Here is a 15,738-nt window from a genome sequence, read left to right as displayed (position 1 = left end):
GGAAATGATCAACCATCGTTGCGCGGTGCTTGGCAGACCGATTGCACATTCACTCTCACCTGTACTTCATAATGCGGCATATAAGGCATTACATCTGGATGACTGGTTCTATGACAAGCATGAAGTCGACGAAGGCGATCTTGATGCTTTCCTTAAGTCCTTGGATTCGTCTTGGGCTGGTCTCAGTCTGACCATGCCGCTGAAACGAACCATTCAGCCCTATGGTGTTCCAACAAACCTTTGGGCGCGAGAACTGAAGGTGGCCAACACCGCGGTGTTCGATTGGTCCAATACAACTGATGACCCGGCATGGCCGCATGGCAAGCCAGATATCAAGTTGTACAACACCGATGTCGTTGGCATTCAATTGGCATTTGATCATGCCAATCGCGAACTTGCCCTCCATCATCAGCCGAATCGAGCTGGCAAAGCGTTGATCATCGGCAATGGTAATACCGCCACTTCGGCATTGGCGGCATTAAGCATGATGTCGGAAATCGGACACGTGACCATTGCGGCACGCCATCCGGGGAAGAACACAGCGCTGCGGCCCTTGGCTGAACGCTATATCGCCACAGCGGCACCATATAGCGAAATCAATATTGCCGACGAAGAGGCTTTGCTCGCAGCCGCTCAGGAATCCATATATGTGATTAATACGATTCCCGGTCATGCCGCTGATGGTATCGCTACGGGCATTAGCACGTCTCAAGCGACACTGACCGGCCTCCTGCTGGATGTGGTGTACGATCCGCGTCCCACGCAACTCATGACCGCTTGGCGTGCGCATGGCGGCAATGCTATTGGCGGTGAGGGAATGCTGCTGTACCAAGCTCTTATTCAAGTACTGCTCATGACCGGTATCTGGGATAACGATCCGCCAAGTGACGCGGATAAGCGCCTCCAAGACACCACCACGGAAGACGATCAGCTGGAAATTGCCATGCGTAACGCACTTGAGGAGGCTTTGTGATGGATTTACAAACACCGAATCCTGCCAGCAAGCAGTCCGAATCCGCACATACGAATGCAACGGACCAGCCGAACCCGGCTGATGCGTTCGAAGTATTGCTCATCACCGGCATGTCCGGTGCAGGGCGTTCTCGTGCTGCAGGGACCGTGGAGGATATGGGCTGGTATGTGGTCGACAACCTGCCGCCTAAGCTGTTGGTGCCGCTTGTAGACATGATGACCACATCAGGTTCCGATAGTGGCATCCATAAGCTTGCCGCAGTCATCGATGTGCGCTCCCGCAGCTATTTCGATGATTTGGCCGCCGTATTAAGCCATTTGGATGACCTTGGCGTCAAAACCCGCATCCTGTTCCTCGATGCCAGTAACGACGTGCTGATCAAGCGGTATGAATCCGTGCGTCGACCGCATCCATTACAGCACGGTAACCGTCTGATCGATGGCATTTTGGAGGAACGCCATCTGCTGAGCAATCTGAAGGAACGTGCCGACTGGGTCATCGACACCAGTGCGCTCAGCATTCATCAGCTATCCACCAAACTGTACGAGACGATGCTTGGCTCCGGTCCGACCACTGTGGCCGTACACATCTTCAGCTTCGGATTCAAATACGGCACCCCCATCGATGCCGATTTCGTTGCCGACGTTCGATTCCTGCCCAATCCATTCTGGGTGCCGAGTTTGCGAGAACTCACCGGACACGACAAACCGGTTGCCGATTACGTGCTTTCCAGCAAAGGCGCCACGGAATTTCTAGACGCTTACGAAAAAGCCATCGAAACCGCGCTGGAAGGCTACGCACGCGAGGATAAGCATTTCGTGACTATTGCCATCGGCTGCACAGGTGGTCAGCATCGTTCAGTCGCCATGAGTGAGGAGTTAGCTCGCAGGCTTCGAGCTCATGGGCTGAAAGTCACTGTTTCCGCAAGGGAGCAGCACAAACATCACTCATCCTGAGTGACCACACTGCGAGAAAGCGATGCCCGAAAACCCTATCGAACGGGTTCGCTTGTCCACGAGATTAGGTATCACAGTAAGCCGATGGCTTCCGGCGTGCGACGGCACGAAGCGGCTGAAGCATTGGGAAGAACGAGACTGTAGGAGGTTGGATCTTGGCTCTTCTGGACGACGTCAAAAGCGAATTGGCAGCTTTTGAAGGTGATTCGCCAGCCGCGATCAAGGCCCAGGCGGCAACCATGATTCGCTTTGGTGGTGGACTTCACCGCGTGCAGAACGCATATGTGATTCGATCCATATACACCTCGCTCGAAGCGGCGGAATGGCTGCGCGATACGTTAAGGAACGTATTCGGGCATGAAGCCGAAATCAAGCATCAGACTCGTCAGACGCAAAACGGTCCGGTGGAGACCTATATCGTGCTGGTGACCCGCAACGTTGTGGCACTCGCATTGCAGACCGGTCTGGTTGACCGCCGCAAGCAGCAGGTTCATGGTCTGCCGGCCGAAGTGGTCAATGGCTCCATCGCCCAGATCAAGGCTTCCTGGCGCGGCGCATTCATGGCTCGCGGCATGCTGTCCGAACCAGGCAAGGCAAGCTTCCTGGATATTGCATGTCCTTCCGAAGAGGCCGCTATGGCATTGTGCGGTATGGCTCGTCGTCTGGGATTCCAGGCCAAGCATCGCACTACTCGTACCTCGGAACGCGTGACGCTCAAGGATCCCGATGCCATTGAGCGCATGTTGAAGTCGATGGGAGCCTCCCGTTCGGTTCGTGAGTGGACTGGCAAGCGTTCGGATGGCGAGACCCGCGGCAAGGCGAACCGTCTGGCGAACTTCGATGACGCGAATATGCGTCGTAGCGCCAAGGCGGCAGCCGAGGCCAGCGAAAAGGTGCAGCGTGCATTCGAGATTCTTGGCGATAACATCCCTGAGAATCTGCGTCAGGCCGGCCAACTGCGTATCGACCATGTGGATAAGAGCTTGGAGGAACTCGGTAAAATCGCCGAGCCGCAGATCACCAAGGATGCTATCGCAGGCCGAATCCGTCGTCTGCTGCAGCTCGCCGAGAAGACCGAGAAGGCACGTGCCGCGGAAGCGAAGTAAGACTTTCAGCTCGTGTTATAACGAATTCACAACACCGCATTCGCCCTGTGAGGCAATGCGGTGTTTTGTTCTTCAATGCCTGTAATATGCAAATTGGCAAAACTGGCCACTTTGGCGTCGAACGTCAAGGAAAGGATATTCATGAAGACACTCAAGGATCTTGGAGATCTCAAGGGCAAGCGCGTTCTGATGCGTGCTGATTTCAACGTCCCGCTGGACGGCACTACGATCACCGATGACGGTCGTATCAAGGCCGCCCTGCCGACCATCAAGGCTCTGCGCGAAGAAGGCGCAAAGGTCATTCTGATGGCTCACCTCGGCCGCCCGAAGGGCAAGGTCGTTCCTGAGCTGAGCCTGGCCCCGGTTGCCGCCCGCCTCGGCGAGCTGCTCGGCATCACCGTGCCGCTGGCCAAGGACACCTACGGCGAGGACGCCCAGGCCAAGGTTGCCGCAATGAACGACGGTGACGTTGTGCTGCTCGAGAACGTTCGCTTCAACCCGGAAGAGACCAGCAAGGATCCGGCCGTACGTGCTCCGTACGCCAAGAAGATCGCCGCCCTCGGCGAGGTCTTTGTTTCCGACGGTTTCGGTGTCGTGCACCGCGCTCAGGGTTCCGACTACGATGTGGCTGCTGATCTGCCGGCTGCTGCAGGTCTGCTGGTCGAGAAGGAAGTCAAGGCTCTGTCCAAGGCCACCGAGAACCCGGAGCGTCCGTTCACCGTGGTGCTCGGCGGTTCCAAGGTCTCCGACAAGCTCGGTGTGATCGAGAACCTGCTCGATAAAGCCAACCGTCTGGTCATCGGCGGCGGCATGGTATTCACCTTCCTCAAGGCCAAGGGCTACGAGGTCGGTACCTCCCTGCTCGAAGAGGATCAGCTCGACAAGGTCAAGGGCTACATCGAGACCGCCGAGAAGAACGGCGTTGAGCTCGTGCTGCCGACCGATATCGTCGTGAACCCCGGCTTCCCGGCTGGTGACACCCCGGTCGCCCCGGAGGTCGTTGCCGCTGACGCCATCCCAGCCGACAAGATGGGTCTGGACATCGGCCCGGAGTCCCAGAAGCTCTTCCACGACAAGATCGTCGACTCCAAGACCGTCGTGTGGAACGGCCCGATGGGCGTGTTCGAGATTCCGGAGTTCGCAGCTGGCACCAAGGCTGTGGCTCAGGGCCTCGTCGACGCCACTGCAGCCGGCGCATTCACCATCGTTGGAGGTGGTGACTCCGCTTCCGCAGTGCGTAACCTCGGCTTCCCGGAGGATGGTTTCTCCCACATCTCCACTGGTGGTGGCGCTTCCCTCGAATTCCTTGAGGGCAAGGAGCTGCCGGGCCTGAAGGTTCTGGAGTAGTAACCGGCTTCCGGTTGAAATAGGCTCCCCTTACCATAGGGGAGCCTATTATGCTTTAAGGCATGCTTGAGGGGGAAAGGATAAGAATGGCATCGCGACGTATTCCGCTGGTAGCCGGTAACTGGAAGATGAACTTCAACCATTTGGAAGCCACCTACTTCGTGCAGAAGCTGGTCTGGCTACTGCGAGACGCGCATTTCGATTTCAAACGCTGCGAGGTCGCGCTGTTCCCTTCCTTCACCTCCCTGCGTAGTGTGCAGGTACTTGTCGAAGCGGACAAGCTGCACATCAACTATGGCGCACAATCGGTTTCCGTAACCACCCAAGGCGCATTCACCGGCGATGTTTCCGCTGATATGCTGGCTAGTTTGGGCTGCAAATATGTGATTGTCGGGCATTCCGAGCGCCGCAAGTATCATCCTGAAGACGATGCCAACATCGTCGACCAGGTACGAGCCGTTCTTGCTGCGGGCATGCAGCCGATTCTCTGTGTGGGAGAAAGCTTCGAGGAGCGTCGTCAAGGCATTGAGCTGGATTTCGCAGTAGGGCAAGTCCATGATGTGACCCGCGACCTGAACACCGAAGAAGCCTCCAAACTTATCGTTGCCTACGAGCCGGTCTGGGCCATCGGCACAGGCATGGTCGCCACTCCGCAAACAGCTCAGGAGGCGGCCAATGCCATCCGTGAAGATTTGAAAACGACATTCAATCAATCCGTGGCTGACACCGCCCGCATCCTGTACGGCGGATCGGTCACCTCGAAGAACGCCGCGGAACTGATTTCCCAGCCAGATGTGGACGGATTCCTTATCGGAGGCGCGTCGCTGGATGCTCAGGAACTGACCAAAATCGCACGGTTGGCATTGAAAACCACAAAATCTCGGTCATAATGCCACAGTTTTCCCACATGTGCGCTATGCTATTCAACAGTAATTTGAACTCGGAGGTACCCTGTGACCGCTCTTAAGATCACGCTCGAAGTTATTGTCGTCGTGCTCAGCTGCTTGCTGACCCTGCTCATCCTCATGCACAAGGGCAAGGGCGGCGGCTTGTCCGATATGTTCGGCGGCGGTCTGACCCAGAATGCTGGCACTTCCGGTGTGGCAGAGAAGAACCTGAACCGCTGGACCGTCATCATTGCCCTGATTTGGGTGGCCCTGATTATCGGCCTCGATATGATGACCAAGTTCAACTTGGGCTGATTATTCGCATATGCTTCATACGACCCATGACCGTGCATCGGTCATGGGTCGTATTCGTTTCGCTCATCCGTAAGCGACTTTACGTTATCGAGCGCACGGCGGCGTCCAGCAACAGGCATTCAACAAGAGGAGAGCAATATGGTTACGATGAACCGTAATAAAGTCGTTATCGTCGGCACCGGCCAAGTGGGTTCCACTGCCGCATATGCCATCGTCACACATGGTCTATGCAATGAGCTGGTGCTCATCGACCACTTCATGGAAAAAGCCATCGCCGAAGCCCACGATCTTGATGATGGCAGCGAATTCCAGGATCGTCATGTCAAGGTGCATGCCGGAGATTACACCGAATGCAAGGACGCCGATATCGTAGTCATCACCGTAGGCCGTAAGCCACCGGCGAATTCAACGCGCATGGCTGAGCTTGGCTTCACCGTGGGCCTAGTCGGCGATGTAGTCGACCATGTGATGGCCTCAGGATTCAACGGTGTCATAGTCATGGTTTCCAACCCGGTCGACGTTATGGCCTGGTACGCCTGGAAGCGTTCAGGCTTGCCCCGCACGCAGGTGTTAGGCACTGGCACAGCACTCGACACCTCCCGCCTGAAGACCATCATCGGCGAGGAAACCGGTCTGGATCCTCGTAATGTGGGCGGCTTCGTGATGGGCGAACATGGCAACTCCCAGTTCACCGCATGGTCCACGGTCTCACTCGGAGGCAAACCATTCAGCCGATTCCTTGCTGACAATCAAGATCGATTCTCTTCTGTGTCCACGACTGAAATCGAAGAGAAAACCCGCACGCGTGGCAATGAAATCGTCGCCGCCAAACACGGTACGAACTACGGTATCGCATCCACCGTGGCCGGCATCGTGCAGACAATCCTGTGGGATGAACGACGTATCGTACCGGTGTCCACCCTGTTGGATGGTGAATACGGCGAACATGACGTATTCCTCGGTGTTCCCACCGAACTGCGTGCCAACGGTGCGAACGAAATCGTGGAACTTGATCTTAATAATGACGAGCGGGAAAAGCTCCATCATTCCGCCGAACTCGTGCGCGAACATTGCAAGGGGCTGCTGTGACCAATATGCCGACCAACACGTCGACCAATAGACCCAAACTTCTGGTCGCTGACCTCGATGGCACGTTGCTGCACGATGCAGAGGTGTTCGAAAACCGTTCCATCACCCAGCGCAGCATCGATGTCATCGAACGGGCTCATGATGCCGGCTATCAATTCGCCATCGCCACCGCGCGCCCGGTCAGCACCGGACTGCGATTCGCTCAGATGCTTCCGGTAGACGCTGTGATCTATCTCAACGGAGCACTAATTGATTTCGATCCATCCCATTCCGATTTCGAATCCCTCACTTCCGCGTCCGCTGAGGATAATCCCAATCTGGTGAAAATTGGATTTCCCGCCCAACGTGCCTGTGAAGTATGTCTGCAGTTACTCAAGTCAATGCCGGGACTGCAATTGGGCATTGTGATGAACGACGTCAGATACACCAATTTCGATGTTCGCCAGTATTGGAAAACCCAGGCATTCCAATATACGAACTTCCAGATGGAACCCGATGGCAATGTGCCGCAAGGAATCGCTGACAAGATCACGATCTTCCCGGAACCGGATCAGTGGGATGCCTTGCGCCCTTTGATTCCTGATGATTTCAGCATATCCATCTCGGAAGGTGTGATGTGGATGCTGATGAACCCGCAGGCGAGCAAGGAGCATGCGCTCAGTGTGATCTGTGAACGACTGGGAGTGCGAATCGAAGACACCGTCGCGTTCGGCGATGATCTGATTGATATCAATATGATGCGTGCCGCAGGCAGGGGAGTTGCCGTGGCCAACGCAAATCCGAAAGTGCTCGAAATCGCAGACGAAATCTGTCCCACAAACAATGAGGACGGCGTCGCCCAATGGATTGAGTCGTGGCTACAGTAGGAATTATGAACAACAATATGTTGGAGGAGCGCGCGTATGGCGCGCTGATTGGGCTTGCCATCGGCGATGCGCTGGGCATGCCCACGCAAAGCATGTCAGCCGATCAAATTCGTTCGGAATATGGCGTGAAACCCATACGGACCTTCGTGGACGCCTCACCGAAGCAACCAATAGCTCCCAATATGAAAGCCGGCTCCATCACTGATGACACCGAGCAGGCGTTGGTATTGGCAAACCAGTTGATTGCCGGGGCAGGCGAACTGGACATCCACCAGTACGCACAGTCATTGCTCAACTGGGAGGATGATATGAAGGCCAAGGGCTCTCTTGACCTGCTTGGCCCCTCCACCAAATCCGCGTTGGAACAGTTCAAGGCCGGCGTGGACGTGAACCTTACGGGTATCCATGGCACTACCAATGGTGGTGCCATGCGCGCCTGCCCTATAGGAATCGCCAACCGACCGGACACTCATTTGGCGGATATCGCTCGCCGTTCCTCCATCGTGACTCATAACACCACGCAAGGCATTGAATCCACCATGCTCATCGCGGCGACCGTAAGCTACGGCCTGGAAGGCGCCGACGCCGGCGAAGCCATGATGATGGCATTGAATTATGTCACCGCATATCTTGCCATGAACCGTTTCGAAGGCATGGAAGTGGGGCATTGGTCCCCCAAGGCATCGGTAATCGCTCGTACCCGCTGGGCCATCAATTGGGCGCGAGAGCATGCTGATTCGCAATCCGGCGATATCTATGACCATGACATGTTCGGCGAGCAGTTGCGTGCGCTAGTAGGTACCAGCGTGGAAGCCAATGAATCCGTGCCCGCGGCCTTCGCCATCGCCACACGATATGCACAGCGTCCCTATGACGCATTGTGCGTGGCCGCGAATATCGGTGGCGACACTGACACCATTGGCGCGATGGTCGGTGCCATGCTCGGTGCCGTTCACGGTACCGGAGGATTCCCTGATGATATGGTCCGTACGGTTCAGGAAGTCAACCATATCGATATGAAGCAGGTAGCCAAGGAACTGCTGGCCATCTCCAGGAGCGGTGAACAGTGAGCAAAGTCATTTCGTTAGGACAGATGCTGGTCGATCTGACCATGCGCATCGACCGTGTTCCTGAGCCAGGTGGCGATGCCTTCGCCGATGAGGCCGTGGCGCGTGTGGGTTCCAGTTTCAATATTCTGCATGCTGTGCGGCAAATGGGAGTCGCTGCTGCTCATGGCGGCATTATCGGTACCGGTCCATGGGCGTCACAGATTCGTGAGGCCTTGGCCGCCGATGGCATCGAACATATCGGTCTTACCGATTTCTCCCGCGATTCCGGTATTTGCATGGCCATGACGGATGCTCGAGCCGAACGTACGTTCGTCACCGTGCGAGGCGCGGAAACCCAAGGCGATGAACATTGCTTCGACACGATTGAGCCGGCGAAAGACGATATCGTGCATATCAACGGCTATACGTTCGCACATCCCACGGCTCGCGGCCTGCTGACATTCCTTGAACGATACCGATCCCACGAATTCACTACGGTTTTCGATCCATCCTCGGTTACCGCGGGGGCGGAAGATCGTTTGCTGTCCGCAATCATCGCGCATAGACCCATTTGGTCGTGCAATTATGAAGAGGCCCTTGCATTAGCTCGTAGATTGGGCATATCCGGTTCTTCATTGGATGACACTGGCAGCACCTGCACATTGTTAAGCACGGCTGTTCAGGCACCGGTTATTCTCCGTGCCGGCGCATCAGGTGCTTGGCTGTGCGCCGAGCCCGGTGGGCAAGCCGAGCTGATTCCCTCTCATCATGTGCATGCAGTGGATACCAATGGGGCCGGCGATTGCCATGTAGGCGTGATGAGTGCGGAGTTGATTCGAGGAGCATCACTTCACGATGCGGTCCGAACGGCCAATGTGGCCGCCGCGATTTCCGTCACCCGACGCGGTCCAGCAACCTGCCCTTCCCGCGAAGAACTAGCGGCAATCGCATAGGTATTCCTTTTGCCGTAATGAGGTTTGCACAGTGCCGTAATGCAGACCCTCATTACGGCATTCTTATTATTTCCATTGTTACAACACGCAAATTGAACTCGAATTGAACTAGGTGTAGTCTTTGAACCGTTGTTCAACATGAAATTGAACTTCTGTTTGGAGGGACTATGACCGTCACGGTATTCGCCCAGCGTTTGCGCAGCGCCATGGACAGCAGAGGATTGAAGCAGGTCGATTTGGTGCATGCGGCGGAACACCGTGGCGTCAAAATGGGCAAAAGCCATATCAGCCAATATGTTGCTGGTAAAACCATGCCGCGTGAGGACGTGCTGGATTTCCTGGCCAATGAATTGGACGTGGACGTGAACTGGCTGCGCGGTGAATCCAGCGAGCACGCCGCCGATCAGGTGTCTGGCACTGCAAATTCTCAAACAGCGATTGACACAGGCAGCACATCGACAGGGGAATTCCGTCCTGAACATGGCAAGGATGCAAGTCTTGATGCCGAGATTCCAGTCGGCCGTCGCCGTGCATTCGGCAAATCACACAAACTCGACAATGTACTGTACGATGTGCGAGGCCCGGTGGTTGATGAGGCAGCCCGCATGGAGGCGGACGGCACGCACATCCTGAAATTGAACATCGGCAACCCGGCACCATTCGGCTTCCGCACGCCGGACGAAGTCGTGTACGATATGGCACATCAGCTGACCGATACGGAAGGCTACTCACCGTCCAAGGGACTGTTCTCCGCGCGCAAGGCCATCATGCAGTACGCACAGCTGAAAAACCTGCCAAACGTGACCATCGACGATATCTATACCGGCAATGGCGTCAGCGAGCTGATCAATCTGTGCATGTCCGCTTTGCTGGATGATGGCGACGAAGTATTGATTCCAAGCCCTGATTATCCGCTATGGACCGCCTGCGTGAATCTGGCTGGCGGCACCGCCGTACATTACGTATGTGATGAACAATCCGAATGGTACCCGGACATTGATGACATCCGTTCCAAGATTACCGACCGTACGGTGGCCATCGTGCTCATCAACCCGAACAATCCGACCGGAGCGCTTTACCCGACGGAAGTGCTGCAGCAAATCGTGGATATCGCGCGCGAACATCAGCTCATCATTTTCTCCGATGAGATTTATGATCGCCTGGTCATGGACGGGCTCAAGCATACGTCCATCGCGTCGCTTGCCCCTGATCTGTTCTGTGTCACTTTCTCCGGTTTGTCGAAGTCGCATATGATTGCCGGTTATCGTGTGGGTTGGATGGTGCTTTCCGGCAACAAGCGCATCGCCAAGGATTACATCGAGGGCATCAACATGCTGGCGAACATGCGTATCTGCTCGAATGTGCCGGCTCAATCCATTGTGCAGACGGCACTCGGCGGTCATCAAAGCGTCAATGACTACATCGTGCCCGGCGGTCGACTCTACGAGCAGCGCGAATACATCTATAACGCGATCAACGCCATCCCCGGCTTGACTGCGGTCAAGCCCAAGGCTGCGTTCTACATCTTCCCGAAGATTGATGTGAAGAAGTTCAACATCCATGATGATGAGCAGTTTGCCCTTGATCTGCTCCATGATGAACGTATTCTGATTACGCGCGGCGGCGGCTTCAATTGGGGAGAGCCCGATCACTTCCGTATCGTGTATCTACCACGTATCGAAGTGCTCAAGGACGCTACAAACAAGATCGCCAACTTCTTCAGCTATTATTGGCAAAGCTGAGCTAATAGATCACAAGAGAAACTAACTGCGAGCGTATAACGTCCCGAAATAAAAACTAGCTCCTATTGCAGTGATGGGTGGGGATGTGATGCCTGACACACTCAAGGCCGTTCGGCCAAGCTTACGGTCAGGCATCGCATCCCCACCCATCACTGCATCAATGTATATGAACTAGTTAGCCCCACACCTCTTCAGCAATGGAACGAACAAGAGTGATCTTGGCCCACTGCTGGTCTTCGGTCAGATGGTTGCCTTCCTCAGTGGAGGCGAAGCCACACTGCGTGGACAGGCATAGGCGTTCCAACGGCACATACTGTGCGGCTTCGGCGATACGAGCCTTGATCGTCTCAGGATCCTCCAGTTCCGGCTTCTTGGAAGTGATCAGACCGAGCACCACCTTCTTGTCTCCGGACACCTTGGCCAATGGTTCGAAATCACCGGAACGATCGTCATCGAACTCAAGATAATAGGCAGCGACATTTTCTTCACCGAAGAGTACGTCGGCGACCTGACCATAACCGCCCGCGGAGAACCACTGGGACTGGTAGTTACCACGGCAGATATGCGTGGTCACCACCATATCTGCCGGCACGGCCGCAATCACCGCATTGTTCACAGCGGCATACTGGCGTTGCACGGTCTTGGCATCCACGCCGAATACCGTATCCTTGAAGTCTTCGGATACGAACGCACCCCACGTACAATCATCAAACTGGAGTGTACGGCAGCCGGCTTCATACAGATCATGCGCCACCTGAATATAGGCGTTGGCGATCGCTTCGGCCAGAGCGTCATTATCCTTGTACGGGCTGTTAGCCTCTTCGGCAATGCCCTGCTGCAATACGAACAGCGTCTGAGCGGGGGAGGGCACAGTCTGCTTGGCAATGGTGTTGTCATCCTCCAGAGCCTTTACAAACTTGTAGTGCTCCACAAACGGATGATGCTCACCGTTGAGCTCACCGTCAACGCCAGCAGCTTCAGTCACGGGCGTGCCATCGGAGCCCTTGAACAGAATCGGAGCGGTGCCGCGCTTAACGCCGTTCAATCCCCACATGAAATCAAGATGCCAGTAGGCACGACGAAACTCACCATCGGTGATCACATGCAGTCCTGCGGCCTTCTGCTTGGCAACCAAATCAATGATGGCCTTGTCTTCCACCGCCTTCAGCTCGGAGGCATCGATGCGGCCAGCCTCGAAGTCAGCTCGGGCGGCTTTCAATTCGGCAGGGCGAAGGAAACTACCGACCACGTCGGCACGGAACGGCGCATTATGCTGATACGTCATGGAATCACTCCTTAACGAGACATGGTCTCTTCAGCCAAAACGTTGAAGCAACCATGATGAAATACGGTTATGTCAACATCATTTGCCGACCATGCAATCATCGCACGGCAAGCAAACCATACGATGGGTACCTTATCAGTGCAGCGGCTACGTTGTTGATAATCGTCTCACAGAGCGTCGTTTATGAGGACCACCTGGCGCCTTAAGCCTTCTGAGCTGTTCTCAATGAATCCACCACGCCAATGGCCAATCCGATTATTGCGGGAATCAGCCAGCCCAGCTGCTGTTGCTGCAGCGGGAGCAGATTCAATGCCATCTCCAGCCAAGGCAACGATCCACCAAACACCGTGGCAAGTGACGCGACACATCCGATAAACGCCACAATGCCCACCATCAGCACGGTCCAGAAATACACGCGACGGAATCGTGCCGCAAACACCTTATGGGTAATCGCCAGCAACACCAGCACAATCGAAATCGGATACAACGCCGAAAGCACCGGGACGGAGACCTTGATGATAAGACTCAATCCTGCGTTGGAGACAATGAAGCTGAAAATGGTAAACAGTACTTGCCAGGCACGGTAGCTGACCGAACGGCCGGCCACCGTGGGGAACTTGGTATGAAAGTAGGTTGCACAGGTGCAAATAAGACCAGTGCAGACGTTGAGGCAAGCAATGACGAACACCACACCGAGGAAAGCCGTGCCTGCAGTACCGAACACCACACCGGTGAGATTCGTCAACACTGTGGCGCCGGTGTCACTATCCGCATTGATGGCAGTGATGGACCCGGATACCGTACCTACGTAGCTCAATGCACCGTAGATCAGAATGAGCAGCACTCCTGTGCCAAGCCCGGCGAAAGCGGTTTCACGCTGTACCTGCGCCTCTTCGGAAATATCGAGCGCACGTATATTCGCGGAAATCACAATGCCGAAGTACAGCGCAGCGAGCAGATCCATGGTCTGATAGCCGTCCAAAAAGCCTCGGGCCATCTGATTTGTCTGATAATTGCCGGAAGGATCGGCGGCAGTGTCAATGCCATGGACCAAGCAGACGATGAATAGTATCGCGATCAAAATCAACAACAATGGCCCCATAAACCGTCCAAGCACTTTGGATAGTTTCTCTGGATGCTGGGCGAACACAAACGACAAAGCGAAGAACACCAGAGAATAGACCAGCTGAGCAATCCAACGAGAACTATCCGGAGTAAATGGTGCCACCATCATTTCAAATGAGGTGGTGGCGGTGCGGGGAATCGCGAAGCACGGGCCGATGGTCAGGATGATGGCAACGCCCAGCAGCAACGCAAACTTGGGGGAGACGCGGCCAGCAAGCTTGTCAAAGCCACCGGCGAAGGTGACTGCCAGCACACCGAGAATAGGCAGACCAACCGCGGACACGATAAAACCGATGGCCGCAGGAATCGTGGCCGCACCTGCCTGAGCACCCACAAATGGCGGGAAAATGAGGTTACCGGCACCAAAGAACATGGAGAAGAAAGTGAAGGTCATCACCAATCGTTGACGTCTGTTCAGTGTGCGCATGGTATCCTTTCACGTCAGCAGAACGGCCTTAGCCATACGGCTGCCAATGATGGTGGTATAAAAAAACAATTGCTCTCTCAATTTGCGAACATACCAGTCGCAAAACATCGCGGCAAGAATCTTGTATGGCCATGTCACATGGGTGCTCACGTTTCGGTCACCATGCTGCTTCGCTCACGACCATATACCTGTCCATTCAACATGGCTTGAAACATACTATGTCTTACAATGCAACCATTGCTGAGACAAAAACATCTTGTAGTGTCGGGAGGTATAAGGGGATGCCTGCTATTTCTCATCGTGCGCAAAGCGCCATGTATCCAAGTGTTAGGGAGATGTTCGAGCTTGCCTCACATGTGCCGAATGCGATTTCATTTGCCATAGGGGAGCCGGGATTCGACACGCCTCGACCAATGATTGATGCCGCATATGAGGCAGCTATTCATGGGGACACCCATTACACGCCGAACCGAGGAACAGCGGCGTTGCGTCGCGCATGGTGTCAGTATCGATTTCGGCAAGATGGTATTGCGTACGAGCCTGAAGATAATGTCATCATCACGGCCGGCGGTATGGAAGCCATGTATCTGGCAATGATCGCCACCTTGGATGAGGATGATGACATTCTGATTCCCGATCCTGGATATGCCAATTATTTTGGGCAAGTGCAAATGGTGCATGCGAATGTAGTGCCGGTGCCTTTGCACGAGCGTAATGGGTTCCGTATGCAGGCGGCTGATGTTGAGGCTGCAATCACGCCCAATACCAAAGCATTGCTGCTGAACTCACCCTCCAATCCCACTGGAGCCATTATTGAACCGGACGAGCTTGCTGCAATCGCTGAAGTGGTGAAACGTCATGATCTATGGGTAATCAGCGATGAAGTGTATCGGGCATTTGTTTATGATGACCACGTTCGTTGCCTTTCAATCGCTTCGATGCCTGATATGCTGGACCATACAATCATTGTTGATTCGTTCTCCAAAACCTTTGCGATGACAGGCTGGCGTATCGGCTGTGCATTCGGGCCAAAAGCCGTTATCGATCAGATGATGATCATGCAGGAGAATGTGGTGTCCTGCGTACCGGGTGCATTGCAAATGGGCGCAGTCGCTGCGCTGGAAGGTTCCGCGGATATTCTTGCCACAATGATTGAGGCATACCGTACGAACAGGGATATGGTCGTTAAAGCCGTGCAGCAAATGCCTCTGGTGAGCTGCAATACACCTGATGGCGCATTCTACGTACTGATTAATGTCAAGGATACTGGAATGAATGATCACGATTTTGCGGTACGACTGTTGAATGAAGCTAAGGTCGTGGTCACGCCTGCGTCCGGTTTCGGTTCGCGCGGCCAAGGTTATGCGCGTTTGTCGTATGTGGGTACTGCGGAAGATACCGCGGAGGGATTGCGCCGTATGCAGAGGTGGCTTGAATCATTGTAATCGTCGCATGAATGCTGCCATTGACCGGAAGTCATTGTTTATTGCGTGATGCGGCTTTTGTGGGATGCGTGCGACGTCGCAGATAATTGGGTGTCGTGAAAAAACAAATGAGCCTCCTGACCGAATCGGTCAGGAGGCTCACTCAACACTGGCGATGCAATACTAAGAATACA

Annotated in this window: 14 protein-coding genes; 12 read left to right on the top strand and 2 right to left on the bottom strand. The window is 54.8% G+C overall.

Going from position 1 to position 15,738, the window contains the following annotated elements; translation table 11 throughout:
• The first annotated feature begins 4 nt into the window (after positions 1-4).
• The 11 genes from CSQ86_RS04960 to CSQ86_RS04910 all read left to right on the top strand — a co-directional run bounded on the left by CSQ86_RS04960 (position 5) and on the right by CSQ86_RS04910 (position 11,283).
• Positions 5-973 carry a shikimate dehydrogenase family protein gene (locus tag CSQ86_RS04960; protein WP_100494000.1) on the top strand — a complete coding sequence of 323 codons (969 nt, stop codon included), beginning with the start codon at positions 5-7 and terminating at the stop codon, positions 971-973.
• A complete protein-coding gene (gene rapZ, locus CSQ86_RS04955) occupies positions 973-1,929 on the top strand; it encodes an RNase adapter RapZ (protein WP_100493999.1) in 957 nt (318 codons plus the stop codon). Before CSQ86_RS04960 ends, rapZ begins: the two co-directional genes overlap by 1 nt.
• A gap of 155 nt (positions 1,930-2,084) precedes the next feature.
• Positions 2,085-3,035, top strand: coding sequence for a DNA-binding protein WhiA (whiA, locus tag CSQ86_RS04950; RefSeq protein ID WP_100493998.1), 951 nt, complete (start codon positions 2,085-2,087; stop codon positions 3,033-3,035).
• A 141-nt stretch (positions 3,036-3,176) separates the two neighbouring features.
• Positions 3,177-4,382, top strand: a complete 1,206-nt coding sequence (locus CSQ86_RS04945; RefSeq protein ID WP_100493997.1) for a phosphoglycerate kinase — start codon at positions 3,177-3,179, stop codon at positions 4,380-4,382.
• 86 nt (positions 4,383-4,468) lie between these two features.
• Positions 4,469-5,272, top strand: a complete 804-nt coding sequence (tpiA, locus tag CSQ86_RS04940; RefSeq protein WP_100493996.1) for a triose-phosphate isomerase — start codon at positions 4,469-4,471, stop codon at positions 5,270-5,272.
• A 63-nt stretch (positions 5,273-5,335) separates the two neighbouring features.
• Positions 5,336-5,584, top strand: a complete 249-nt coding sequence (gene secG / locus CSQ86_RS04935) for a preprotein translocase subunit SecG (RefSeq protein WP_033890868.1) — start codon at positions 5,336-5,338, stop codon at positions 5,582-5,584.
• Positions 5,585-5,722: 138 nt separating this feature from the next.
• Entirely contained in the window at positions 5,723-6,673 is a 951-nt protein-coding gene (locus CSQ86_RS04930) for an L-lactate dehydrogenase (protein WP_100493995.1), read from the top strand.
• 5 nt (positions 6,674-6,678) lie between these two features.
• Positions 6,679-7,539, top strand: a complete 861-nt coding sequence (locus CSQ86_RS04925; protein ID WP_100494269.1) for an HAD family hydrolase — start codon at positions 6,679-6,681, stop codon at positions 7,537-7,539.
• Between the two features lie 5 nt (positions 7,540-7,544).
• Positions 7,545-8,609: an ADP-ribosylglycohydrolase family protein gene (locus CSQ86_RS04920; RefSeq protein WP_100493994.1), complete on the top strand. Its 1,065-nt coding sequence runs from the start codon at positions 7,545-7,547 to the stop codon at positions 8,607-8,609.
• A complete protein-coding gene (locus CSQ86_RS04915; RefSeq protein ID WP_243387620.1) occupies positions 8,606-9,541 on the top strand; it encodes a PfkB family carbohydrate kinase in 936 nt (311 codons plus the stop codon). Before CSQ86_RS04920 ends, CSQ86_RS04915 begins: the two co-directional genes overlap by 4 nt.
• A gap of 167 nt (positions 9,542-9,708) precedes the next feature.
• The gene (locus CSQ86_RS04910; protein WP_100493993.1) at positions 9,709-11,283 is read left to right on the top strand and encodes an aminotransferase class I/II-fold pyridoxal phosphate-dependent enzyme; all 1,575 of its coding nucleotides are present in this window, start codon (positions 9,709-9,711) and stop codon (positions 11,281-11,283) included.
• A gap of 175 nt (positions 11,284-11,458) precedes the next feature.
• Here CSQ86_RS04910 and CSQ86_RS04905 read toward each other — a convergent pair whose 3' ends face one another.
• Positions 11,459-12,568, bottom strand: a complete 1,110-nt coding sequence (locus CSQ86_RS04905; protein WP_100493992.1) for a 5-methyltetrahydropteroyltriglutamate--homocysteine S-methyltransferase — start codon at positions 12,566-12,568, stop codon at positions 11,459-11,461.
• A 202-nt stretch (positions 12,569-12,770) separates the two neighbouring features.
• Positions 12,771-14,120, bottom strand: coding sequence for a branched-chain amino acid transport system II carrier protein (gene brnQ, locus CSQ86_RS04900; RefSeq protein ID WP_100493991.1), 1,350 nt, complete (start codon positions 14,118-14,120; stop codon positions 12,771-12,773).
• Positions 14,121-14,338: 218 nt separating this feature from the next.
• Between brnQ and CSQ86_RS04895 the strand changes: the two genes are divergently transcribed.
• Positions 14,339-15,565: a pyridoxal phosphate-dependent aminotransferase gene (locus CSQ86_RS04895; RefSeq protein WP_165773749.1), complete on the top strand. Its 1,227-nt coding sequence runs from the start codon at positions 14,339-14,341 to the stop codon at positions 15,563-15,565.
• The last annotated feature ends 173 nt before the right edge of the window (positions 15,566-15,738 follow it).

The sequence above is a fragment of the Bifidobacterium felsineum genome (assembly GCF_002802915.1).
GTDB classification, from domain to species: domain Bacteria; phylum Actinomycetota; class Actinomycetes; order Actinomycetales; family Bifidobacteriaceae; genus Bifidobacterium; species Bifidobacterium felsineum.
This window is presented reverse-complemented; position numbering and strand designations above follow the sequence as displayed.

What these genes read in the sequence shown, in the direction of transcription:
- rapZ (WP_100493999.1), top strand. Translation starts at nt 973, where the DNA reads ATGGATTTACAAACACCGAATCCTGCCAGCAAGCAGTCCGAATCCGCA.
- CSQ86_RS04905 (WP_100493992.1), bottom strand. Translation starts at nt 12,568, where the DNA reads ATGACGTATCAGCATAATGCGCCGTTCCGTGCCGACGTGGTCGGTAGT.
- CSQ86_RS04930 (WP_100493995.1), top strand. Translation starts at nt 5,723, where the DNA reads ATGGTTACGATGAACCGTAATAAAGTCGTTATCGTCGGCACCGGCCAA.
- brnQ (WP_100493991.1), bottom strand. Translation starts at nt 14,120, where the DNA reads ATGCGCACACTGAACAGACGTCAACGATTGGTGATGACCTTCACTTTC.
- CSQ86_RS04960 (WP_100494000.1), top strand. Translation starts at nt 5, where the DNA reads ATGATCAACCATCGTTGCGCGGTGCTTGGCAGACCGATTGCACATTCA.
- CSQ86_RS04925 (WP_100494269.1), top strand. Translation starts at nt 6,679, where the DNA reads ATGCCGACCAACACGTCGACCAATAGACCCAAACTTCTGGTCGCTGAC.
- CSQ86_RS04895 (WP_165773749.1), top strand. Translation starts at nt 14,339, where the DNA reads ATGTCTTACAATGCAACCATTGCTGAGACAAAAACATCTTGTAGTGTC.
- CSQ86_RS04945 (WP_100493997.1), top strand. Translation starts at nt 3,177, where the DNA reads ATGAAGACACTCAAGGATCTTGGAGATCTCAAGGGCAAGCGCGTTCTG.
- CSQ86_RS04920 (WP_100493994.1), top strand. Translation starts at nt 7,545, where the DNA reads ATGAACAACAATATGTTGGAGGAGCGCGCGTATGGCGCGCTGATTGGG.
- tpiA (WP_100493996.1), top strand. Translation starts at nt 4,469, where the DNA reads ATGGCATCGCGACGTATTCCGCTGGTAGCCGGTAACTGGAAGATGAAC.
- CSQ86_RS04910 (WP_100493993.1), top strand. Translation starts at nt 9,709, where the DNA reads ATGACCGTCACGGTATTCGCCCAGCGTTTGCGCAGCGCCATGGACAGC.